This is a genomic window from Tenacibaculum crassostreae, assembly GCF_964512405.1.
In the GTDB taxonomy this organism is placed as follows: domain Bacteria; phylum Bacteroidota; class Bacteroidia; order Flavobacteriales; family Flavobacteriaceae; genus Polaribacter; species Polaribacter crassostreae.
In genome coordinates this window covers 356,271-379,263 of record NZ_CAZELE010000005.1, presented here as the reverse complement: position 1 = coordinate 379,263, position 22,993 = coordinate 356,271, and the positions used below count along the sequence as shown (strand labels likewise).

Here is a 22,993-nt window from a genome sequence, read left to right as displayed (position 1 = left end):
GCTATTAGCTTCTCTTTTTTTATCCTAAAGATTGCATTTCTACAAGCTTTTTATATGTTCCATTTTTTGAAATTAATTCTTCATGAGTACCTTGCTCTACTATCTTTCCCTTTTGCATAACCACAATCAAATCCGCTTTTTGTATGGTAGATAATCTATGCGCAATAACAATAGAGGTTCTATTTTGCATCATCTTTTCTAACGCATCTTGAACAAGTTTTTCCGATTCAGTATCTAAGGCCGAAGTAGCTTCGTCCAAAATCATAATTGGCGGATTTTTAAGTACAGCACGTGCAATACTTAAACGTTGTTTTTGTCCACCAGATAATTTTCCTCCACCGTCACCAATATTTGTGTCGTAACCTTCAGGTAAGTCTTTGATGAACTCGTGAGCATTGGCAATTTTAGCAGCTTCAATAATTTCTTCGTCACTTTTACCTTCAATACCTAAAGTAATATTGTTTTTTACAGTATCATTAAATAATATTGAATCTTGTGTTACTAAACCTTCTAATTGACGTAGTGATTGTTTTTTTAAATCTTTTATATCGACTCCATCAATAGTAATACTACCTTCATTGACATCATAAAAGCGAGTTAATAAATTTGCTATGGTCGATTTTCCACTTCCAGATTGGCCCACTAAGGCTACCATTTTTCCTTTAGGGATGGTTAATGAAAAGTCTTTTAAAACATAATCCTCGTCATATTTAAAAGAAACATAATCAATCTTTATTTCAGTTTTGAAATCATTTTTTTCAACTGAATTTGAGGTTTCTTTTAAAGGATTTGTAGTTTCTAATACTTCTATAATTCTTTCTGCTGCAGCGTTACCTCTTTTTACATTATAGCTTGCTTTTGAAATTGCTTTAGCAGGTGTTAATACGTTATAAGCTAATGTCATATAAGTAATGAATTCGTCACCCGCTAAACTTCCATCAACAATAACAAGCTTCCCTCCGTACAATAAAAGTACAGCAATAACACCAATACCTAAAAACTCACTTGTTGGTCCAGATAGGTTTGTTCTATTAACTAAAGAGTTTGAAAAATTATAATAGCGATGTGTGGATTCTTTAAATTTATTACCAAAGCTCTCTTCTGCATTGTATGCTTTAATCACCTTTAAGCCAGTTAGAGTTTCTTCTAAAAGAGATAAAAAGAGTCCTTGCTCTTTTTGGACTTTTGCAGACTTACGTTTTAAACTCTTACCAATTATGGATATAATATAACCAGATATAGGTATGAATATAAAAACAAAAATGGTTAGCTTAACACTAATAAATAACATTGCTATTATAGAAAAAAGTATCGTCAAAGGTTCTCTAACTACCATTTCTAAGATGGATAGAAATGAGTTTTTTACTACGACTACGTCTGTACCAAACCTAGCAATTGTATCTCCTTTTCTTTTTTCAGAAAAATAAGACAAAGGTAATTCGGTTATTTTTTTATATAAATCATTACGGATATCTTTAAGAGCACCATTTCTTAAAAAAGTAATAAAATACATAGCTAAATAGTTAAAAAGATTCTTTAAAAAGAATGTAATTATAACTAGTGTCACCACAGCCATAAGGGCTTTGAGTTTATTATCTCCTGCAATATTGTTTATATAATATGAAATGGAGTTTTTAAAAAAATCTATAGCAGAAGTTAAACCATGGTAGCTTGGTTTTTTTGTTATTTTTGGAGCATTAGGCTCAAAAATTATTTTCAGCATTGGCATTAATACCAAGAATGAAAGTGTTGAAAATATAGCATATAGAATATTAAATAAGATATTTAAGTAGCCGTATTTTTTATACGGAATAGCATATTTAATAATCTTTTTAAAGTAATTCATTACAAATTTAATTCTTTAATAATTCGTTGAATTTTAGCGTCTAAATTACTTTCAATATCTTTTGTGTCTTCTATTGAATCTAATTTAGATTTAACACTAAAATAAAACTTTATTTTAGGTTCTGTTCCACTTGGGCGAGCTGCAATTTTTGTCCCGTCTTCAGTATGATAAATCAATACGTTTGATTTAGGAATATCAATAGTGATTTCTTCACCAGTTAATAAGTTCTTTCTTGTTGAAGATTGATAATCATATAAGAACTCAACTTTAGAACCATCAATTTCTTTTAGTGGATTGTTTCGCAAATCAACCATCATTTGCTTAATTTGTTGTGCACCGTCCATCCCTTTTTTTACCAAAGAAATAAGGTGTTCTTTATAATAATGATGTCGTGTGTATAAATTTAACAACTCTTTGTAGAAAGAACTGTTGTTAGCTTTAGCATTTGCAGCTATTTCACAAGCAAGTAGGGCAGAGGTTACCGCATCTTTATCACGAACAAAATCGCCAACCATATACCCAAAACTTTCTTCACCACCACCAATAAAATTAAGTTCAGGATGGTCTTTAATCATTTTCGCAATCCATTTAAAACCAGTTAAACCAACTTTCGTTTCTACTCCGTAAGAATCAGCAATTTCATTAACTAAATTGGTAGAAACTATGGTAGAACCTACAAATTGTTTTCCGTTTAACTTTCCTTGTTTTTTCCAATCGTTGATTAAGAAATCGGTCATCATACTCATGGTTTGATTTCCGTTTAACAATGTCATGTTTCCATCTATATCTCTTACTGCTATTCCAATTCTATCAGAATCTGGGTCGGTTCCAAGAACAATATCTGCATCAATTTTATTAGCTAAATCAACAGCCATTTTAAGAGCTGCTGGTTCTTCTGGATTTGGAGATTCTACTGTTGGGAAATCACCATCAGGAGTTGCTTGTTCTTCAACAATATGAACTTGCGTATATCCTGCACGTTTTAAAACTTCAGGAATTAGTTTAATAGAGGTTCCGTGTAAAGAAGTAAAAACAATTTTTAAATCTTCACGACCTTTTACATTAAATGTTCCATTTTTTAAGGAAGCATCCCAAAACGCTTCATCAATCTCGCTTCCAATTAACGTAATCAACTCTTCTTTAGCATTAAAATTGACTTCAGAAAAAGCCAATGAATTTACTTCATTAATTATTTCTGTGTCTTGAGGAGGAACTATTTGTCCACCATCATTCCAATAAACCTTATACCCGTTATATTCTGGAGGATTGTGTGAAGCAGTTAATACAATTCCTGCATTGCATTGTAAATAATTTACTGCAAATGATAATTCTGGTGTTGGACGCATATCTTCAAATAAAAATACGTGAATATTATTAGCAGATAATACGCCAGTAACTACTTTTGCTAACCATTCGCTATCGTGACGACAATCGTAACCAATAGCAACTTTTAAATTTTTGTTGGGATGTACTTTATGTAAATAATTACTTAATCCTTGTGTAGCTTTACCTAAGGTGTATTTGTTTATTCGGTTGGTTCCTGCTCCTACAATTCCGCGCATTCCGCCAGTTCCGAATTCTAAGTTTTTATAAAAACGATCAGCTAAATCATCAGATTTAGCATCAATTAATTGTTGAATTTCTTGCTGTGTTTCTGAATCAAAAGGATCAGAAAGCCATTGTTTAGCATTGTTTAAAATCTCTTTCATGTATCAAATTAAAAAACATACAAAGGTACGAGTTTAAAAATTCAGTTGCTCTCTAATTTTATAGTGTTTTTGCTGTGGATTACTTTTAATAATCAACTCACCTAAAAAACCAGCTAAAAATAGTAATGTACCTAAAATCATAGAGGTTAGAGCGATGTAAAACCAAGGATTATCTGTAATTAATATAGTTTTAATACCAGATGCTAATCGATATATTTTTAAAGCTCCAATAAAAAAGGCTGAGAAAAAACCAAAAATAAACATTAAGGTCCCCCATAAACCAAAGAAATGCATTGGTCGTTTACCGAATTTTGATAGAAATGAAATGGTAATTAAATCTAGAAAACCATTAATAAAGCGATCCATCCCGAATTTGGTAACTCCGTATTTGCGAGCTTGATGCTGTACAACTTTTTCATCGATACGATGAAAACCTTCATTTTTTGCTAACACCGGTATGTAACGGTGCATTTCACCACTAACTTTCACCGCTTTTACAACTTCGTTTTTGTAGGCTTTTAATCCGCAGTTAAAATCGTGTAAACTTAATCCCGATGTTTTACGAGCTGCCCAATTGAATAATTTAGAAGGAATGTTTTTAGTCACCACATTGTCGTAACGTTTCTTTTTCCAACCTGAAATTAAATCGAAATTATCTTCAACAATTAATTTATATAATTCAGGAATTTCATCTGGACTATCTTGTAAATCGGCATCCATAGTAATTACTACACGACCTTGTGCAATGCCGAAACCAGCATCTAAAGCTTGCGATTTTCCATAGTTTTTTTGAAAGCGAATTCCTTTTACCGACTTATTTTTTTCTGATAATTCTTCGATGACGCTCCAAGAAGTATCAGTACTACCATCATCAATAAAAATAAGTTCATATAAAAACCGATTGGATTGCATAACGTTTGCAATCCAATCGTGTAACTCGTATAAAGACTCTTCTTCGTTAAGAAGTGGTATTACTACCGATATATCCATATATTTTGTTCAAATGTTTAAAAAGGTAAATTTACGAAGTATTTATAACTTTACCTATCTTAAACAATTGTTAATATTGATCTTCTTCTGTTCTTTTCATAATTGCCCCAGCAATGGCTGAAACTATAAAACCTAAGAAAACATAAAATAACAATCCGATAGCGTCACCAATTATTGTTCCTTGAAATTTAGATTGCATTGCTAATTGAGCTTCAATTTGTTCATCGTTCATACCAGCATCAATGAGTTTTTCCGTTTGAAATTCGTTTAGTTGATTGTAGAAATCAGGTTCAATTACACCAGCAAAAACATGACTATAAATAATACTAATTAGCGTACCTAGTGCAACGATTCCGATTCCAATTTTTAAGGCTTGTCCCCAAGTTAAAAAGCTATTATTTTCACCTTTAAACTTTTTTATAGCTAAAATTGGAAGTAAAATTATACATAGTGCTAATACAGCTATGTTTATAATTCCACCAACAGTGTCAAAAGTCATTCCTAAAGCGTAAATAATAAGGTTAGTAAAAATTACTGCACCTCCGTAGATTAAACCGTAATTTAAAATAATGTTTTTACTGTTTGCTTGATTTTCCATTGTGTGAATTTAGTTAGTGATACAAATATATTCTTATTGTTGATTATTTTGTTTGTTATTTGAAATTGTAAAAATTATCTAACAACAAATGATTAGTATTCAAAAACTTAGAAATGTTACACTTTTTTTATGTTTTTTTTGCTTGTTTATTACAAAAAAATGGTTGTATCTTTGCCTCGGCGAGTTCTACACAACCAGCTCCCTTTGAATCCCCCAGGGTGGGAACACAGCAAGGGTATTAGGTCGTAGCGGTGTGATGTAGGTAGCTCGCCTTTTTTTGTACCCAATAGTTTCGTTTATTTTTCTTCTTATTTTAAATTGAAATTACTTCTAGGGTGATGTAACTCAACCACTTCTTTTAAATAACTAGTATCTAAATGCACATAAATTTCGGTTGTGGTGATACTTTCATGCCCTAATAATTGTTGAATAACTCGTAAATCGGCTCCGTTTTTTAATAAATAAGTAGCAAAAGAATGTCTAAGTGTGTGTGGACCAATACTTTTTTTTAGGTTTATTTTTTGAGCAAGTTCTTTTAGAATAATAAAAATCATTTGTCGAGTTAATCGTTTTCCTCGTCTGTTTAAAAAAACAATATCTTCATCTTGTTTTTTAGGTTTGATTTGAGACCTGATTTCGTTTATATAAAAAGTAAGTTGATGGATAGTTGTTCTATGAATAGGAACAAAGCGATATTTATTTCCTTTTCCAAGTATTTTAATATAACCATCATCGAAAAATAAGTCAGATAACTGTAAATTGATGAGTTCGCTTACTCGAAGTCCACAACTATAAATAGTTTCAATAATCGTTTTATTGCGTTCTCCTTGTGGATGGCTTAAATCGATAGCAGCTATCAACTCATCTATTTCTTCTTTTTCTAAGGTGTCTGGAAGTTTTCTAGTAATGTTTGGGCTCTCGATTAAATCGGTAGGATTGTCTTGTCGATAATCTTCAAAAACTAAATAATCAAAAAAACTACGTAGCCCCGAAATTAATCGAGCTTGACTGCGAGCATTTAACTTTTTGCTAGCATCATAAATAAATTGTTGAATAACATCAGAGGTTATATAAGTCGGAGAACTAGGGTTTTCTATATTTTCTACAAATAAAGCCAGTTTATTTACATCTCTCTTATAACTATCAATTGAGTTTTGAGAAAGCCCTCTTTCAATTTTTAAATAATTTAAAAAATCGTATATAATTGGTTTCCAATTCATTTCTTCATGAGCTTTGTTTTTTTTTTAAAAAAAAACAACAATTATTAAAAAATAAAATTATTTTCGCTTCACAAACTTATAATTATAAAATTAAAAATTATGAAAAAATTATTATTAGTAGTTGCTATGATTGCTGCAGGATTTACTGCAAATGCACAGACTTTTGGAGTTAAAGGAGGTTTAAACGTTGCTAATGTTGACGTAGACACTGATTTTGGTGGAGGTTCACCTGACGGAAAAACTTCTTTTTATTTAGGAGGTTTAGTAGATTTTGAAATAAGTGAAAAATTTCATATTCAACCAGAGGTATTATATTCTGGAGATGGTTTTGATGGTTTTGATATGAGTTTTTTAACTGTTCCTGTTATGGCAAAATATTATGTTGCTGAAGGGTTTAATATTCAAGCAGGACCACAATTAGGTTTTCTTGTAGATTCTGATGGAGATACTGACGAAATGGAATCTTTTAATTTTTCATTAGGTTTAGGAGCTGCATATGAGTTGGAAAGTGGTTTATTCTTTGATATGAGATACAATATTGGATTATCAAACTTATCACAGGATCCATCAGTAGATGTTTCTACTAAAGCATTTCAAGTTGGTTTAGGTTATAGATTTTAATTTACAATTAAAATATTTTTCTTAAAGGAAGCAAAATTGCTTCCTTTTTTTTATTTTATATTAAATGTTTAAGGGAGAATTGATTAATAAAAAAAATGTAATATAAAATTAAAAAAGTTTGTAGAATAGTTGTAATAAAACTACATTTGATCTTGAATTAAAAAAAACAATTTAAAAATTATGAAAAAATTATTATTAGTAGTTGCTATGGTTGCTGCAGGTTTTACTGCAAACGCACAGGATGTTAAATTTGGTGTTAAAGCGGGTATGAACTTTGCTAGCTTAAATGGAGGAGAAGAGGTAAAGGATTTAAACTCAAGAACATCATTTCATGTTGGAGCAATGGCAGAAATTTCTATTTCTGACAAATTTTCTTTTCAACCAGAATTATTATACTCTGCACAAGGAGCTTCAGCAGATAATTTTCAAGGAAATGAAGCAGATGTAACTTTTAAATTAGATTATATTACTATGCCATTAATGGCTAAGTATTATGTTGCTGAGGGATTCAGTTTAGAAGCTGGTCCTCAATTAGCTTTCAATACAACTTCAAAGGTTAAAGCTGAAGCAAATGGACAAGAAGCAACTGAAGATATGAAAGATGAAACTAATGGATTTGATTTTGGTTTAAACTTTGGTTTAGGATATAAATTAGAAAATGGTTTAAATTTTGGTGCTCGTTATAACTTAGGTTTAAGTGGTATAGCAAAAGATAACGATGCAGATTCTATCAAAAATGGTGTATTCCAAATTTCTGTTGGATATTTCTTTTAATTAAAAGAATAATAAAGATTAAGAAGGAAGCAATTTTGCTTCCTTTTTTTATATGTTAAATTTTAAATATTTAAGCTAGAGTTAATTAATAAAAAAGTATAATATAAAATTAAAAAAGTTTGTTGAATAGTAGTAATCAAACTACATTTGACCTCGAATAAAAAAAACAATTTAAAAATTATGAAAAAATTATTATTAACAATTGCTATGGTTGTAGCAGGATTTACTGCAAATGCTCAAGAAAAGGGAGGTTTTGAAAAACAAGACTGGTTTATTAGTGGTAGTGCAGGTTTCAATAGTGTTTCACAAGAAGGTGGATCAGACCTTACTACTTTTACATTTTCTCCTTCTGTAGGATATTTTGTGTCTGAAAATATTGCTTTAGAATTAGCGCTTATTATAGGTAGTTCTACAACTGAAACGATGGGATTTCAGGCTGATATAGATCAAACAGGAGCTTCTTTAAGTGGTAACTATTTCTTTACTCCTGAAAATAATTTTTCATTTACTTTAGGAGCTGGGCTTTCTTATACTTCTGTAACAACAGATATGGATGGTTTTGGTGAATTTGATTCTAATGTTTTTAGTATTGCTGTAGCTCCAGGGATAAACTATTTTATTTCAGAAAACTTTGCTTTAAGAGCATCTTTAGCTGCACTTTCTTATTCTAATGAAAGTATTGATGTTGATGGAGCACCTTCAACTAATAGTTTTGGATTAAACTTAAACTTATCAGATATTAATTTCGGATTAACTTATAAGTTCTAATCATTTTTTATATGATAAAAAGAAAAAAGGAAGTAATTTAATTTGCTTCCTTTTTTTATGCTTAAACTTAAAAGAGTATTTTTACTTTGTTGAAACATTTAGAATGAAAAAATTAATCATAATTAACGGACCAAATTTAAATTTGCTAGGTAAAAGAGAGCCAATGATTTATGGTTCTAATTCTTTTGAGGAATTTTTTAAGAAGTTAAAAAATAAATATGCTGATGATTTTCAATTAGAATATTATCAGTCTAATATTGAAGGAGAATTGATAAATAAATTACACGAAGTGGGTTTTAATTATGATGGAATTATTTTAAATGCTGCTGCTTACACTCATACTTCTGTTGGAATAGGTGATGCAGTAAAAGCTATTGAAACTCCGGTAGTAGAAGTGCATGTTTCTAATATTCATGCAAGAGAAGAGTTTCGCCATGTGAGTTATATCGCTCCAAATGCAAAAGGAGTTCTTTTTGGTTTTGGCTTGCAAGGGTACGAATTAGCGCTTCAAAGTTTTTTGTAGACACCAATGTCGAATTCCTAATAAAACAAATAGAGGAGTCATAGGGTAGGTGTATAACTGAATTTTAGCAATCCAAATTATAGGTATAAGTAGTAAAAGAACCAGTAAAACTTGAATATATCTGTAAATCCACTTTGGTAGATTTTGTTTCAATAATAAGAAAGCTGCGATAATATTAGGTGCAAATGCCCATAAAAAATTAAAATTATTTGGAGCTGTAGAATGATTGGTAAAGAACCATAAAAATACAATTAACAGGCCTAAAATTCCAGTACCAAAAAACAATATAAAATCAAACCATTTAGTTCTTTTAGCGTTTTTAAAATCTCTATAAGTAATAAATAATCCTAAAAATAAAAGTAATAACATTGCTAAAAAAGGACTAAAAACATCGCTTTTTGATTTTTTTTCTTCAAAATCTAGTAAAATATTCGTTTTTAGAACCAAATCCTCTTCATTTCCATTTTTGATGATTTTTGAGGTGTTTAAAGCTTCAAAAACATAATCTGGCAAGTATAAATATTCTTTCGGAGCCGCAATTTTATCTAATTTACTTCCCAAAGCAATATTAATTCCGAAACTTCCCCAAGTGTTAGGATTGATTTCTTTGTTCATCAATTGTCTTATTGATAAATCCTCAGTTATAAAATCATCTTTAAAAACTAAGTTGTCACCAACAATTTTCTGAATAATATCTCGAGGTCTAGTTGCACAATTATCAAAAAAGGGATCATAAAAATAACTCGCATTTTCAGGTTGCGCGTTTGTTTCTAAAAAACTAAAAAACTCATTTTTTTGATCTTGGGTTAAGTTTAGTATTTGTTCTTTTACCCAACGTTTATCTTCTTGAGAACTTTTTAACGATAAATAAAATGGGTAACGAGCCAGTTTATATTTCATAAACCCTTTGGTGAAGTTTATTATGAACATAGGATCGTCAAAATCAAAAATACCGTAGTTGTATATCAAATCTAATTGTAAAACGGGGTCCTTTACTCGAATAGCAGAATGCCCAAATTTTTCATACAATGCTTCACCTGGTCCTGAAGTAATTACACTTATTTGTGAAAATTTTGACAAACTTACGGTGTTTGCGTTTTGAGAAAATAGGATGTTAACTGTTAGTAAGCTGAGTAAAAGAAGAATGTGTTTTTTTGTCATCATAAAGAATTAACTACAATAGAATTGATGTTGTACAAATATCATAAAACCAAACTATAAAGTCGTTAATTTTAAGTTTAATGTTTTATACCAATGGTTTTTTGAATAAATTGAGTTATTTGGTTTTCTAACCAGTAGTTTTCTGTATTGGTGAAAGAAGACATAAAACCAACATGCCCTCCGTAATTTGGTGTTAATAAGTAGAAATTATTCATGCTTTTAGCTTCTTTTGTTGGATAACATTCTTCGGATAAAAAGCTATCATCTAAAGCGTTTATAAGTAAGGTTGGGACTTTTATCTCTGGAATAAAAGGTCTAGCACTAGCTTTCTGCCAATAATCTTCAGAACTTTCAAATCCGAATACAGGAACTGTGTATTGCTTTTCTAAATGCCTAAACTTACTTGCTTTAAATAATAACTCTTTATTCAGGTTGAAATCAGGGAATTTTTCTGCTTTTTCTAAAAGTTTTAATTTCATGGTCCGCAAAAACTCATTCAAATAAACTTTGTTTTTTAATTTGTTTAACTCCGCTTGAGAAGTGGTTAAATCTACCGGAACAGAGACAGCAATTCCTCCTCTAACTTTTGAGTGAACATCAGCGAATTCTCCTAAATACTTAAGGGTTAAATTTCCTCCTAAACTAAAACCAGTAATGATAATGTTTTCATATTGATAGTTTTCTGACAAATAATTTACGATAAAATTTACGTCGTCTGTTTTTCCGCTATGATAGGTTTCTAAAAGCAAATTATCTTCACCACTACATCCTCTGAGATTCATACAAACAGTGTCAAATCCGTTTTCATTTAGATGATTAGAAGTAGTAATCATGTAATTAGATTCAGAACTTCCTTCCAATCCATGAATAAGTAAAACCAATGATTTTGACCCTACGATTGAAAAATCCAAATCGATAAAATCGGCATCCCAAGTAGTAATCCTTTTTCGTTGATATTGAATGGTGTCTTTCATAAATAACGGACGATAAACAGTGTTAAAATGTCCGTTTTTAAAAGGTAAACTTGGAGAAAATACTTCTGAAATAATAGGCATAATACTTCGTTATAGCTTTTGTAACAAATATGACAAAAATTAACTAAAATGTAAAACTCACTAAATGATTTCTTACTTTAGCTTTAAATATGAATACTATGAATGTCAAGAGGTATATTCCTAATTTATTAACTCTAGGAAACTTATTGTGCGGTACAATCGCAACTATTTTTGCTATTAAAGGTGACTTTTTTGCAACCGCTATTTTGGTTATGGTTGGAATTTTGTTCGATTTTTTTGATGGATTTGCTGCTCGCATACTAAAGGTGCAAGGTGAGTTAGGAAAACAGTTAGATAGTTTAGCAGATATGGTAACTAGTGGTGTGGTACCTGGAATAGTGATGATGCAGTTATTGGTTGAAGCTTTTGATGTTGATGCTGTTGGTTATTTTGGAGTAGATTCTTATGGGACAACAGGAAGTAATTTGCCTTATTTAGGATTGATATTAACTTTAGGAGCAGCTTACCGTTTAGCAAAATTTAATATTGATGAGCGTCAGTTAGATAGCTTTATTGGTGTACCAACACCAGCAATGAGTTTGTTTGTAATTTCATTACCATTAATAGTGCAGTTTGATAAAGAATCGTTTTTAGTTTCGTTAATCTCTAATCAGTACTTTTTACTATTAATTACGGTTTTATTTACTTATTTGATGAATGCTGAAATTCCGTTATTTTCTTTAAAGTTTAAAAACTTTTCTTTTAAAGATAACGTGATAAAATATGTTTTTTTATTGTTGTCAGTATTATTAATTGTTGCATTAAAAATTGCTGCAGTACCAGCTATTATACTTGCTTACGTAGTATTATCAATGGTTAATAATTCTGATAAAAAATTATCAAGTAAATAAGTGTGATCAAGATCATATAAATAAAAAACACGTTGAAAGCAACGTGTTTTTTATTTTTTATGAATAATGTATTTTGTGGATTAAAATTTTTTCTTCTTCAATTCAAAATCTTTACCAAGATACACTCTACGAACCGTTTCGTCTTCTGCAAGTTCTTCAGGGGTTCCTTCTTTTAAAATACCACCGTTGTACATTAAATACGTTCTGTCAGTAATTGCTAAGGTTGCTTGTACGTCGTGATCGGTAATTAAAATCCCGATGTTTTTATTTTTTAGTTGAGCAACAATTCCTTGAATATCTTCAACAGCAATAGGATCAACCCCCGCAAAAGGTTCGTCTAATAAAATAAATTTAGGATCAGAAGCTAAACAACGTGCAATTTCAGTTCTACGACGTTCACCACCAGAAAGTAAATCTCCACGGTTTTTACGAACGTGACCTAAACTGAATTCTTCAATTAATTCTTCTAAACGTTGTTTTCTTTCAGCTTTTGTTCTATTAGTAAATTCTAAAACAGACATGATATTGTCTTCTACTGATAATTTTCTAAAAACAGAAGCTTCTTGCGCTAAATAACCAATACCTTTTTGAGCACGTTTATACATGGCATCGGTTGTAATTTCTTGATCGTCTAGGTAAATATGCCCGTCGTTAGGTTTAATCATTCCAACAATCATATAAAAAGAAGTGGTTTTACCTGCTCCGTTAGGACCCAGTAATCCAATAATTTCACCTTGTTCAACTTCTAAAGAAATACCTTTTACAACTTTTCTGCTACCGTAAACCTTTTGTATGTTATCTGCTCTTAATTTCATGTTTGTTTTACTAACTGATGCAGCTAAAATAGTGTAAAACTATAAGCTTACAACTTAATAATTTGTTAACTATTTTCTTCTAAAGCTTCCCAAAACTCAACAGCTCTACGTAAATGAGGAATTACAATTGTACCGCCAACTAAAGTAGCAATACTCATAGTTTCCATCATTTCTTCTTTAGTAACTCTGTTTTTATGAGCTGTTTCAAGGTGGTAAGCAATACAATCATCACAACGTAAAACAGCAGAAGCTACTAAACCTAAAAGCTCTTTTGTTTTTACTGGTAAATGCCCTTCTGCATACGCATTGGTGTCTAAATTAAAAATACGTTTGATAACCTTGTTATCTGACGCTAAAATTTTCTCGTTCATTTTAGAACGGTACTCATTAAACTCTTGGACTTTTTGTGACATTCTTTTGTTGTTTTTTTATTACAAATTTAGAAATGTAAATACTTATTTCGTATAAAATCATAATAGGAACCGATACAATAACTTGGCTAGCTACATCGGGTGGTGTTATAATTGCCGATAAAATTAATACGACAACCAAGGCGTGTTTACGATATTTTCGTAAAAATTCAGGGGTAATTAATCCTATTTTTGATAAAAAATATATTACCACAGGAAGTTCAAAAAATACAGCAACTCCTATTAATGTGTTTGTAATTAAGCTTATATAAGCTTCTAATTTAAAGTTATTTTGAATAGCATCTGATATTTCAAAATTGTAAAAGAAATATACTGACATTGGTAAAATAACATAGTAGCTAAACAAAATTCCTAAGAAGAATAAAAATGAAGAAGTAAAAATAAAACCTCTTGATTTTTTTCTTTCATTTTCATGAAGTCCTGGAGCGATAAACCTCCATATTTCCCATAAAACATATGGAAAAGCAACAACAAAACCTAAAATTAATGAAGACCAGATTCCGGTCATTAATTGTTGTGTGGGATTTAAAGCTTGTAGTGTTTGCTTAAAATTAATAGTACAAAAACTACTATCAATTCCCATAGCACTAAAAGTGCTACAAAAGAATTTATAAGTTGCAAAATCAGGTTTTAAGTGTGCTAAAAGAATTTCAGTAAAAACAAAATTGATATTTGCAAAAATGACAATTGCTACAATAAAAATTGCCGCAAAACTTCTAACTAAATGCCATCTTAGTTCTTCAAGATGGTCTAAAAAAGACATTTCTTTTTCTGCCATGTTACAAAATTCCTTTTTTTATTAAAATGAATGAGAAATTAGTAGTGAAATTCAAACTATTGTTCGGATTTAAATAGTTAATTCTATTCTTTAAAACTATTATACTACTATAATGTAAAGTTGTAATTGTTTTATCAACTTTGTAAATAAAATTAATACCTTTAATGAAAGTGCTGTTTAATAAATTTACTAAATTAGCAATAGTATTACTTTCTAAAAGCATAGTTTTTTTTGCAGTAGAGGCAATTGTACTCGCGTCTTTCAAGTTAAAAAAGGTTTACGTAATTTTAAAGTGTAAAAATAGCAATATTTAAGAACAAAATCTTTTTAATAAAAAGAAAGTTTCCACTATTTAGTGTTTGGATTTTTTGTATTTTAGTTCACATTTTTAATTTTTGATATTAGAAGATGAATAAAGAGCAGACGGATTTATATGGATCATTAAAAAAGATCTTCGGATTTAATAAGTTTAAAGGACTACAAGAAGATGTAGTAAATAGTGTGTTAAATAACGATAACACATTTGTAATAATGCCAACAGGAGGAGGTAAGTCGTTGTGCTACCAATTACCAGCTTTAATGAAAGAAGGTACCGCTATTGTAGTTTCTCCGCTGATAGCATTAATGAAAAATCAAGTTGATGCCATTAGAGGTATTTCTGAAACTCATGGAATTGCACATGTTTTAAATTCTTCGTTGAATAAATCGGAAGTAGCACAAGTAAAATCTGATATTGAATCAGGAATAACTAAACTTCTTTATGTAGCGCCAGAATCGCTTATAAAAGAAGAGTATGTTGAGTTTTTAAGAGCGCAAAATATTTCTTTTGTAGCGATTGATGAAGCTCACTGTATTTCAGAGTGGGGACATGACTTTAGACCCGAATATCGAAATTTACGTAGTATTATCAAGCAAATTGATAATGTTCCAATTATTGGTTTAACTGCAACAGCTACCGAGAAAGTTCAAGAAGATATTTTAAAAACTCTTGGAATGTCAGATGCTAATGTTTTTAAAGCATCATTTAATAGAGCAAATTTATTTTACGAGGTACGTCCAAAGACCAAGGAAGTTGAAAAAGATATTATCCGTTTCATAAAGCAACGTATAGGAAAATCAGGAATTATTTATTGTTTAAGTCGTAAGAAGGTTGAAGAAATAGCACAAGTTTTACAAGTAAATGGTATTAATGCTGTTCCTTATCACGCTGGGTTAGATGCAAAAACCAGAGTGAAACATCAAGATATGTTTTTGATGGAAGATTGCGATGTTGTGGTAGCTACAATTGCTTTTGGTATGGGAATCGATAAACCTGATGTTCGCTATGTAATTCATCATGATATTCCTAAAAGTTTAGAAAGTTATTATCAAGAAACAGGAAGAGCAGGACGTGATGGAGGTGAAGGTTACTGTTTAACATTCTATTCATACAAAGACATAGAAAAGTTAGAGAAGTTCATGGCAAATAAGCCAGTTGCTGAACAAGAAGTTGGGCATGCATTATTGCAGGAAGTTGTAGGTTATGCTGAAACTTCTATGAACAGACGTAAGTACTTATTACACTATTTTGGCGAAGAGTTTGATGAAGTGAATGGTGAAGGAGCTGACATGGATGATAACATGCGTAATCCGAAGAAAAAGCACGAAGCAAAAGATGAAGTTGTAACATTATTATCTGTCATAAAGGATACTAGCGAAATGTATAAGCCTAAAGAAATAGTAAATACTATTATAGGTAAAGAAAATGCATTGTTAAAATCACACAAAACAAATGAACAGCCGTTTTTCGGAATAGGAAAAGCTAAAGATAATCATTATTGGATGGCGTTAATCCGTCAAGTATTGGTTGCTGATCTTATCAAGAAAGAGATTGAACAATACGGAGTTTTAAAAATTACTCCTGAAGGAGAAGCATTTTTGAAAAATCCAACTTCGTTTATGATGACTGAAAACCACGTATACGAAACAGCTGATGATGGTACGATTATTACCAATGAAAAATCAAATGCAGGAGGAGTAGACGACAAGTTGGTGGCTATGTTAAAAGACTTAAGAAAAGCTGTAGGAAAACGTTTAGGAGTTCCTCCTTTCGCTGTTTTTCAAGATCCTTCGTTAGATGATATGGCGTTGAAATACCCGATTAATCTAGATGAATTAGCTAAAGTTCATGGAGTAGGTGAAGGAAAAGCAAAAAAATACGGAAAAGATTTTGCTGCATTGATATCGAAATACGTTGAGGAAAACGATATTATGCGTCCAGACGATTTAATTGTAAAGAGTACAGGAGTAAATTCAGGATTAAAATTATACATTATTCAAAACACCGATAGAAAGCTACCTTTAGAAGATATAGCAAGTTCTAAAGGATTAGAGATGGGTGAGTTGATAAAAGAAATGGAAGCAATTGTTTTTTCTGGAACAAAATTAAATATAGATTATGCTATTGATGATTTGCTAGATGAAGATCAACAAGAAGAAATCCATGACTATTTTATGGAAGCTGAAACCGATAAAATTCAAGGAGCTTTAGATGAGTTTGATGGGGATTACGATGATGAAGAATTACGCTTAATGCGAATTAAATTTACCAGCGAAATAGCTAACTAAAAAATAATAATTATGAAAGCGCACACGTATTTACATTTTGATGGTAACTGCAAAGAAGCAATGACTTATTATGCAGATGTTTTAGGAGGAGAAATTACTATGATGATGCAATTTAGCGATGCGCCTGATGAAATTTGTCAGAATTTTCCAGAAGAAGTGATGGATTTAACCATGCATTGCACTCTAGAAGCTGATGATGTAACTATTTTAGCTTCAGATTATCTTAATGACAGAGAGCCGCATTTAGCTGGAAATAATTTTGCTGTTAGTTTAACAACTCACGACGAAGATGAAGCCGAAGCTATTTTTAATAGTTTAGGAGAAGGGGGCTTTGTAATGATGCCTTTTGAAGAAGCATTTTGGGGAGGTAAATTCGGAATGTTACAAGATAAATTTGGTATTCGTTGGATGATGTCTTTTGAAACACAATCGGCATAAATGAATGATAAAGTAACTACATATATTCAAGAAAAAACGAAATGGACGCAAGAGTTAACGCTCTTGCGTTCTGTTTTATTAGAACTTCCTTTTAAAGAAAGTATAAAATGGGGAGCACCTGTGTATGTGCATAAAGGAAAAAACATTGTTGGATTATCAGCTTTTAAAAATCACTTCGGATTATGGTTTTTTCAAGGAGTTTTTTTAGCTGATAAAGCCAAAGTTTTAGAAAATGCTCAAGAAGGAAAAACCCAAGCAATGAGACAATGGAGGTTTTATAAAATTGAAGATATACAACCTGAATTAGTTAAACAATATGCTTTAGAAGCCATAAAAAATTCAGAAGAAGGTAAAGAGTTAAAACCGAAAAGGAACACTAAACCAATACAAATTCCGAAGGAATTACAAATAGAATTGGATAAAAATGAAAGATTAAAAGAGGCTTTTAATGCGTTTTCTTTAAGTAAACAAAGAGAATATACAACTTATATTTCTGAGGCTAAACGAGAAGTAACAAAGTTAAAACGTCTTGAAAAGATAATCCCGATGATTTTAAACGGAACAGGTTTACACGACAAGTACAAAAATTGTTAGTTGATAATAATTTTATCTACCGTAGCAGTAGAATCACATCGTATAATGTATAAATTAATGTTCTTTAAGCTGTCTTTACCAGTAATATAATATTCTGCACAAGGTTTTAAACGAGGTTTGCTTTTTCCAAAATCAACATCACCGTGATTAAGTATCGTTGAAATAGTGGCAGTATCTACTTTTGATGTAGCCATTATTTGCTGAGCATCTTCAGAAAATAAACGTTTTTTAATTCTAATAGTTTTTAAAGTACGCGCATCCATTCCGTAATCAAAAGATACATCTTTACCTTTCCAAATAAACAACACAATGATTGAACCTAATGTTACACCTACTAAATAAAATCCGAAACGTTTTAACCACTGCATAATTTAAAGTTTAACGAGAGCAAAAGTAATAACTTAAATTATTCTTTTAATAATGATTTTACGTTATTATATAAAATGTGTTCACTTGTTTTGTATGAGTTATAACAAAAGAATAACACTAAGGGTATGATTAATAATAAAATGAAGGATATTTTTTGGTAATTTAAATAAACAAAAAACGAAATTAATGTGTAAAGAGACATTAATATTAAGAATTCGGAATTTGTTTTAACTTTTAAATTTATTTCTAATCTACTTTGACTTTCATTTATTATTCTTCCATTAATTTTAATGGAATTAATATGACTAGGGTTAAAATCAAAAAAGAAGTATTTAAAAGAGTTTTTAGATTCAATTATAAAACTATCTTTAGAAGTCTTAGTGAAAGTTATATTAGGTTTTTTTTGAATTTTTAGAATGAAATTGTCAAAGGAAGAACAATTAACTGTAATAATTTCTTCTTTCATAAAACTCGATGCAACTGGTATTAAAGTATCAATAAATTAATATCTCTGTAAGGCAAGTCAAACCAATCTGCTACGGTTTTGTTGGTTAAAATTCCGTGGTAAAAATACATTCCGTTACGTAAACTTTTGTCAAAACGAGCAGCATTTTCAAAACCTCCTTCTTCAGCAATTTGTAATAAATAAGGCGTAAAAATATTACTGATAGATACCGAAGCAGTTCTAGAATATCTTGACGGAATATTGGGTACGCAATAATGAATAACTCCGTGGTTGGTAAAAGTAGGTTTGCTATGCGTGGTAATTTGAGAAGTTTCAAAGCATCCGCCACGATCAATACTAACATCAACAATTACTGCACCATCTTTCATTTGTTCAATCATTTCTTCAGTTACTACAACTGGTGATCGGTCTTTTCCTCTAATAGCTCCAATAGCCACATCACAACGCATTAAAGCTTTATGTAGTGTTTTTGGTTGAATGGTAGATGTGTATATAGGTGAATTAACACAGGCTTGTAAATTTCGTAATTTGGTAATTGAATTATCGAAAACCTTTACACGAGCACCTAAACCTATAGCGGTTTTAGCAGCAAACTCTCCAACTGCACCAGCACCTAAAATAACAACATCGGTAGGAGGTACACCTCCAATATTCCCTAACAATAAACCGTTACCTCCATTAGCGGCAGTTAGTAATTCTGCAGCAATATGCATAGAAGCGATACCTGCAATTTCACTTAACGATTTAAGGATAGGGTATACACCATGATCGTCTTTTATATAGTCGAAAGCAAAGGCAGTAATTCGTTTTTTAGCTAAAGCTTCAAAGTATTTTTTATTTTGTGTTTTAAGTTGTAAGGCTGAAATTAATACTGTTTGCGGATTCAGCATTTGAATTTCATCTAACGATGGTGGTTCTACTTTTAAAACAATATTACAAGCAAAAGCCTCTTTTACATCGTAAGATACTTTTGCTCCAGCATCAGAATATTCTTTGTCGCTATAATTTGCACCTTCACCCGCACCAGTTTCAATCACAACTCTATGTCCATGAGCTACCAACGCAGCAACAGCATCAGGAGTTAAACTAATACGTTTTTCTTCGAAATGGGTTTCTTTTGGTAAACCGATAAATAATTCGCCTTTTTGCTTTTTAATTTCAAGCATTTCGGTTTGCGGCATTAACTGCTCTTTGGTAAAAGGTGAAATAGACCCCATGTAAAATTAGTTAGTTTTTAATTGAATGTTTCGTTGTCCGTTTTCTAACAAACTAATAGAAACAGATACAGTATCTAAAGGTAGTAAATTTTTAACATTTTCGGGCCACTCAACTAAACACCAATTATTACTGTAAAAATAGTCTTCAACTCCCATGTCGTAGGCTTCTTCTTCGTCATTAATTCTATAAAAATCGAAATGGTAAACAGTTTCGTTGGTGTTGGTTTTATACTCATTAACTAAAGAAAAAGTAGGTGAACTAGCAACGTCTTCAACACCTAATACATTGCATAATTCTTTAATTAATGTGGTTTTTCCAATCCCCATTTCACCATAAAACAGTAAAATTTTATGAGAAGCAGTTGCTAAAACTTCTTCAGCAATCGTTCTTAATTCTGATAAAGAATAGTTTTTGTTCATAATAGCAAAAATACTTAAAACATTATTTTTTTCAATGTAGTTTTAATTCTAATTCTATTTGGTACTTTTGAGAATATTACTTTTTGAAATGAAAAATAAAATATTGTTTAGTACATCAAACAGTTCAAGTTCAATTTTTGTAGTTTTTTTACTTTTTGGTTTATTTTACTCTGTGTCATTTGTAATTTTTAATGATGAAAGTGTTAAGATTATTTTCTCGTTGTTTATACTACTGATAACAGTTTTTATTTTAAATAAAAAATTATTTTATTCTATAGAACTAGATAGTAGTAAAGGCTTTGTGTATTATTATCCATTAAGCTTTTTAGGAGATAAAGAATTCATAGTTGGTTTTTCTGAAATAGAAAAGATTGTTTATTTCGATTACATGTATAAAACTCCATCACATTGTAGTGTATTATCTAGTAAAGGTAAATTCAGTATTGAATGCTCTAAAAATGAGGCTGAAAAAATATATTCATTTTTTAAAGAATTGAAAATTCCTTTTGAATTTGACAGTGATAAAGAAATTAAATTTAGGAGTGGTGAAATTTTTCAAAAGAAAAAATACAACTAGTTTTTATATCTATAATGTCCAATAATTTTAAAATCAAACAAGCAATCTTCAAGTACTTGACCAGCGCCAATATTATGAACGATTAAATATCGTTGCTTATTTGTAGTTGATTTTTTTGATGAAACGATACCGATATGAGTGGTGCCTCCGCCTAAATTCCAACAAACAATATCACCAGGGATATAATCATTCGGGTTTGAAGAAATCTTTTTTACAATCCCTTTTCTTTTAAAAAAGGTCATTAAGTTAGGAACTCTACGATGATCTATATTTGTATCAGTTCTTTTTAACCTCCAGATTTTAGGATACACAGAAAAGTTAGCCTTCATATCTTCATGGACTTCCTTTTGAAGATCGATACCTAGCTTACGATATGCACGAATCACAACATCGGTACAAACGCCTTTGTCTTTAGGAACATCACCATTTGGATATTTGATTGAAAAATAACTTGGATCATAGATGACTCTATCTTTTGTGAGTTCAAAAGCAGCAATAGAAAGCTTGTCTTCTTGAGCTTGAACAATACTAAATTGAACGAAAAGAAGACTGAAGAGTAAAAGTTTCTTTACCATTATAGTTTCTAAAAATCTTATTTCGGATTATAAACAGCACACGGGATGATCATTTCTTCTAACGAAATCCCTCCATGTTGATAAGTGTTTTTGTAGTACTTTACAAAGTGATTGTAATTGTTTGGATACGCAAAAAATAAATCTTCCTTAGTAAATATAAACGGACTGTTAATTGCTACAGTTGGCAAGAATATATCTTTCGGATTTTTAACCGCATACACATCTTTATCTTCATAACTTAAGCTTCTACCAGTTTTGTAACGTAAATTAGAACTGATGTTTTTATCACCAATAACTTTTGTTGGGTGCTTACTGTTGATTGTACCATGATCGGTAGTAATAATTAATTTTTGACCTAGTTTTTGTGCTTTTTGAATAATCTCGTATAAAGGTGAGTTTTTAAACCAGCTAACAGTTAATGAGCGATATGCTTTGTCGTCTCCAGCTAATTCTTTAATAACTTCCATTTCGGTTTTTGCATGAGAAAGCATATCAACAAAATTAAAAACTACCGCTGTTAGGTCGTTTTGTTTTGTTCCGTTGTAATTATCAGCTAAATCTTTTCCGCTTTTTAAAGAAACTATTTTATAATATTCATGTTTAATATCTAAGCTTAAACGTTTTATCTGATCTGCTAAAAATTCAGCTTCAAATAAATTTTTTCCACCTTCATCAGTATCGTTTTTCCAATAATTTGGATGCCTTTTTTCCATTTCAGAAGGCATTAATCCAGAAAACATTGCGTTTCTAGCATATTGGGTTGCTGTTGGTAAAATGCTATAGTAAGAATGTTCTTCTTCTTTTTTATAATAATTATTAATGAAAGGTTCTAAAACCCTATATTGATCGTAACGGAGGTTATCAATCACTACCCATAAAACTCCTTGATCTTTTGATAAATTAGGAACTACATAATCTTTAAAAAGTGTATGAGAAAATGTTGGTTTATCATCATTTGTTAACCAATTTTGATATTTTTTCTTAACAAATTTGAAGAATTGTGAATTTGCTTCGGATTTTTGAGATTCTAAAATTTCTAGCATTCCCGTATCATTAATATCTTCTAATTCGAGTTCCCAATGAACTAGTTTTTTATACAATTCACTCCATTCTTCGTGTGAATTCACCATGGCTAAATCCATCGAAATTTTTCTGAATTCTTGTTGATAGTTAGAAGTGGTTTTTTCTGAAATTAAGCGAGAATGATCTAAGTTTTTCTTTAAACTCAATAATATTTGATTCGGGTTAACAGGTTTAATCAAATAATCTGCAATTTTAGATCCAATAGCTTCTTCCATAATATACTCTTCCTCACTTTTTGTAATCATAACCACAGGAAGATTTGGGTTTTTCTGTTTTATTTCAGCTAAGGTTTCTAAACCTGTAATACCAGGCATATTTTCATCTAAAAAAACAATGTCAAAATTGTTTTCATCTACTAAATCGATAGCATCTGCTCCGTTAGTACAAGTAGTTACTGAGTAGTCTTTTTTTTCTAAAAATAAAATGTGTGGTTTTAATAAATCAATTTCGTCATCAACCCAAAGTATATGTATGTTTTTCATTATAATTTTTTATCTAATTACTACT

General features: G+C 30.5%; 24 protein-coding genes and 1 other RNA gene. 10 read left to right on the top strand and 15 right to left on the bottom strand.

Going from position 1 to position 22,993, the window contains the following annotated elements; all coding sequences use genetic code 11:
* Nucleotides 1-19: 19 nt before the first annotated feature.
* The 4 genes from ACKTST_RS07140 to ACKTST_RS07125 all read right to left on the bottom strand — a co-directional run bounded on the left by ACKTST_RS07140 (nt 20) and on the right by ACKTST_RS07125 (nt 5,143).
* The gene (locus ACKTST_RS07140) at nt 20-1,846 is read right to left on the bottom strand and encodes an ABC transporter ATP-binding protein (protein WP_408047060.1); all 1,827 of its coding nucleotides are present in this window, start codon (nt 1,844-1,846) and stop codon (nt 20-22) included.
* A complete protein-coding gene (locus tag ACKTST_RS07135) occupies nt 1,846-3,555 on the bottom strand; it encodes a phospho-sugar mutase (protein ID WP_408047059.1) in 1,710 nt (569 codons plus the stop codon). Before ACKTST_RS07135 ends, ACKTST_RS07140 begins: the two co-directional genes overlap by 1 nt.
* 33 nt (nt 3,556-3,588) lie before the next feature.
* Complete coding sequence (locus ACKTST_RS07130) at nt 3,589-4,545, bottom strand: glycosyltransferase family 2 protein (RefSeq protein ID WP_408047058.1); 957 nt, start codon at nt 4,543-4,545, stop codon at nt 3,589-3,591.
* 70 nt (nt 4,546-4,615) lie between these two features.
* Nucleotides 4,616-5,143 carry a DUF4199 domain-containing protein gene (locus ACKTST_RS07125; protein ID WP_408047057.1) on the bottom strand — a complete coding sequence of 176 codons (528 nt, stop codon included), beginning with the start codon at nt 5,141-5,143 and terminating at the stop codon, nt 4,616-4,618.
* Nucleotides 5,144-5,320: 177 nt separating this feature from the next.
* Between ACKTST_RS07125 and ffs the strand changes: the two genes are divergently transcribed.
* Nucleotides 5,321-5,419, top strand: an RNA gene (gene ffs / locus ACKTST_RS07120) — signal recognition particle sRNA small type.
* Nucleotides 5,420-5,451: 32 nt separating this feature from the next.
* Here ffs and xerD read toward each other — a convergent pair.
* Nucleotides 5,452-6,363, bottom strand: a complete 912-nt coding sequence (xerD, locus tag ACKTST_RS07115) for a site-specific tyrosine recombinase XerD (RefSeq protein WP_408047056.1) — start codon at nt 6,361-6,363, stop codon at nt 5,452-5,454.
* 99 nt (nt 6,364-6,462) lie between these two features.
* Between xerD and ACKTST_RS07110 the strand changes: the two genes are divergently transcribed.
* The 4 genes from ACKTST_RS07110 to aroQ all read left to right on the top strand — a co-directional run bounded on the left by ACKTST_RS07110 (nt 6,463) and on the right by aroQ (nt 9,049).
* Nucleotides 6,463-6,984: a porin family protein gene (locus ACKTST_RS07110; protein ID WP_408047055.1), complete on the top strand. Its 522-nt coding sequence runs from the start codon at nt 6,463-6,465 to the stop codon at nt 6,982-6,984.
* Nucleotides 6,985-7,164: 180 nt separating this feature from the next.
* Complete coding sequence (locus tag ACKTST_RS07105; protein ID WP_408047054.1) at nt 7,165-7,758, top strand: porin family protein; 594 nt, start codon at nt 7,165-7,167, stop codon at nt 7,756-7,758.
* Between the two features lie 180 nt (nt 7,759-7,938).
* Nucleotides 7,939-8,526 carry an outer membrane beta-barrel protein gene (locus ACKTST_RS07100; protein ID WP_408047053.1) on the top strand — a complete coding sequence of 196 codons (588 nt, stop codon included), beginning with the start codon at nt 7,939-7,941 and terminating at the stop codon, nt 8,524-8,526.
* 103 nt (nt 8,527-8,629) lie between these two features.
* On the top strand, nt 8,630-9,049 hold the full coding sequence (aroQ, locus tag ACKTST_RS07095; RefSeq protein WP_408047052.1) for a type II 3-dehydroquinate dehydratase: 420 nt from the start codon (nt 8,630-8,632) through the stop codon (nt 9,047-9,049).
* On the opposite strand, the gene ACKTST_RS07090 is transcribed toward aroQ, so the two are convergent.
* Nucleotides 9,026-10,129 carry a lipoprotein N-acyltransferase Lnb domain-containing protein gene (locus ACKTST_RS07090; protein ID WP_456243491.1) on the bottom strand — a complete coding sequence of 368 codons (1,104 nt, stop codon included), beginning with the start codon at nt 10,127-10,129 and terminating at the stop codon, nt 9,026-9,028. The genes aroQ and ACKTST_RS07090 overlap by 24 nt on opposite strands.
* A gap of 158 nt (nt 10,130-10,287) precedes the next feature.
* Complete coding sequence (locus ACKTST_RS07085) at nt 10,288-11,265, bottom strand: YheT family hydrolase (RefSeq protein WP_408047051.1); 978 nt, start codon at nt 11,263-11,265, stop codon at nt 10,288-10,290.
* Between the two features lie 98 nt (nt 11,266-11,363).
* Between ACKTST_RS07085 and ACKTST_RS07080 the strand changes: the two genes are divergently transcribed.
* A complete protein-coding gene (locus ACKTST_RS07080; RefSeq protein WP_408047227.1) occupies nt 11,364-12,116 on the top strand; it encodes a CDP-alcohol phosphatidyltransferase family protein in 753 nt (250 codons plus the stop codon).
* Nucleotides 12,117-12,196: 80 nt separating this feature from the next.
* Here ACKTST_RS07080 and lptB read toward each other — a convergent pair whose 3' ends face one another.
* From lptB to tatC, 3 genes are all read right to left on the bottom strand, one after another.
* Complete coding sequence (gene lptB, locus ACKTST_RS07075; protein ID WP_408047050.1) at nt 12,197-12,931, bottom strand: LPS export ABC transporter ATP-binding protein; 735 nt, start codon at nt 12,929-12,931, stop codon at nt 12,197-12,199.
* Between the two features lie 65 nt (nt 12,932-12,996).
* A complete protein-coding gene (locus ACKTST_RS07070; RefSeq protein ID WP_408047049.1) occupies nt 12,997-13,344 on the bottom strand; it encodes a carboxymuconolactone decarboxylase family protein in 348 nt (115 codons plus the stop codon).
* Nucleotides 13,319-14,140 carry a twin-arginine translocase subunit TatC gene (gene tatC / locus ACKTST_RS07065; protein ID WP_408047048.1) on the bottom strand — a complete coding sequence of 274 codons (822 nt, stop codon included), beginning with the start codon at nt 14,138-14,140 and terminating at the stop codon, nt 13,319-13,321. Before tatC ends, ACKTST_RS07070 begins: the two co-directional genes overlap by 26 nt.
* A 408-nt stretch (nt 14,141-14,548) precedes the next feature.
* Between tatC and ACKTST_RS07060 the strand changes: the two genes are divergently transcribed.
* The 3 genes from ACKTST_RS07060 to ACKTST_RS07050 are packed head-to-tail and all read left to right on the top strand — an operon-like array spanning nt 14,549 to nt 17,779.
* The gene (locus ACKTST_RS07060) at nt 14,549-16,747 is read left to right on the top strand and encodes a RecQ family ATP-dependent DNA helicase (protein ID WP_408047047.1); all 2,199 of its coding nucleotides are present in this window, start codon (nt 14,549-14,551) and stop codon (nt 16,745-16,747) included.
* A 12-nt stretch (nt 16,748-16,759) separates the two neighbouring features.
* Nucleotides 16,760-17,185: a VOC family protein gene (locus ACKTST_RS07055; RefSeq protein ID WP_408047046.1), complete on the top strand. Its 426-nt coding sequence runs from the start codon at nt 16,760-16,762 to the stop codon at nt 17,183-17,185.
* Nucleotides 17,186-17,779 carry a YdeI/OmpD-associated family protein gene (locus tag ACKTST_RS07050; protein WP_408047045.1) on the top strand — a complete coding sequence of 198 codons (594 nt, stop codon included), beginning with the start codon at nt 17,186-17,188 and terminating at the stop codon, nt 17,777-17,779.
* Here the strand turns inward: ACKTST_RS07050 and ACKTST_RS07045 are convergent.
* The 3 genes from ACKTST_RS07045 to tsaE form a co-directional block, all read right to left on the bottom strand.
* A complete protein-coding gene (locus ACKTST_RS07045) occupies nt 17,776-18,147 on the bottom strand; it encodes a DUF4258 domain-containing protein (protein WP_408047044.1) in 372 nt (123 codons plus the stop codon). The two genes, ACKTST_RS07050 and ACKTST_RS07045, sit on opposite strands and share 4 nt — an antisense overlap.
* Before the next feature lie 487 nt (nt 18,148-18,634).
* On the bottom strand, nt 18,635-19,831 hold the full coding sequence (locus ACKTST_RS07040) for an alanine dehydrogenase (protein ID WP_408047043.1): 1,197 nt from the start codon (nt 19,829-19,831) through the stop codon (nt 18,635-18,637).
* 6 nt (nt 19,832-19,837) lie between these two features.
* Nucleotides 19,838-20,251: a tRNA (adenosine(37)-N6)-threonylcarbamoyltransferase complex ATPase subunit type 1 TsaE gene (gene tsaE / locus ACKTST_RS07035; RefSeq protein WP_408047042.1), complete on the bottom strand. Its 414-nt coding sequence runs from the start codon at nt 20,249-20,251 to the stop codon at nt 19,838-19,840.
* Between the two features lie 88 nt (nt 20,252-20,339).
* Between tsaE and ACKTST_RS07030 the strand changes: the two genes are divergently transcribed.
* Nucleotides 20,340-20,828, top strand: coding sequence for a hypothetical protein (locus ACKTST_RS07030; RefSeq protein ID WP_408047041.1), 489 nt, complete (start codon nt 20,340-20,342; stop codon nt 20,826-20,828).
* On the opposite strand, the gene ACKTST_RS07025 is transcribed toward ACKTST_RS07030, so the two are convergent.
* Together ACKTST_RS07025 and porX are read right to left on the bottom strand one after the other, a co-directional pair.
* Entirely contained in the window at nt 20,825-21,403 is a 579-nt protein-coding gene (locus ACKTST_RS07025) for a DUF1287 domain-containing protein (protein ID WP_408047040.1), read from the bottom strand. The two genes, ACKTST_RS07030 and ACKTST_RS07025, sit on opposite strands and share 4 nt — an antisense overlap.
* Nucleotides 21,404-21,420: 17 nt before the next feature.
* Entirely contained in the window at nt 21,421-22,968 is a 1,548-nt protein-coding gene (porX, locus tag ACKTST_RS07020; RefSeq protein WP_408047039.1) for a T9SS response regulator signal transducer PorX, read from the bottom strand.
* Nucleotides 22,969-22,993: the final 25 nt, after the last annotated feature.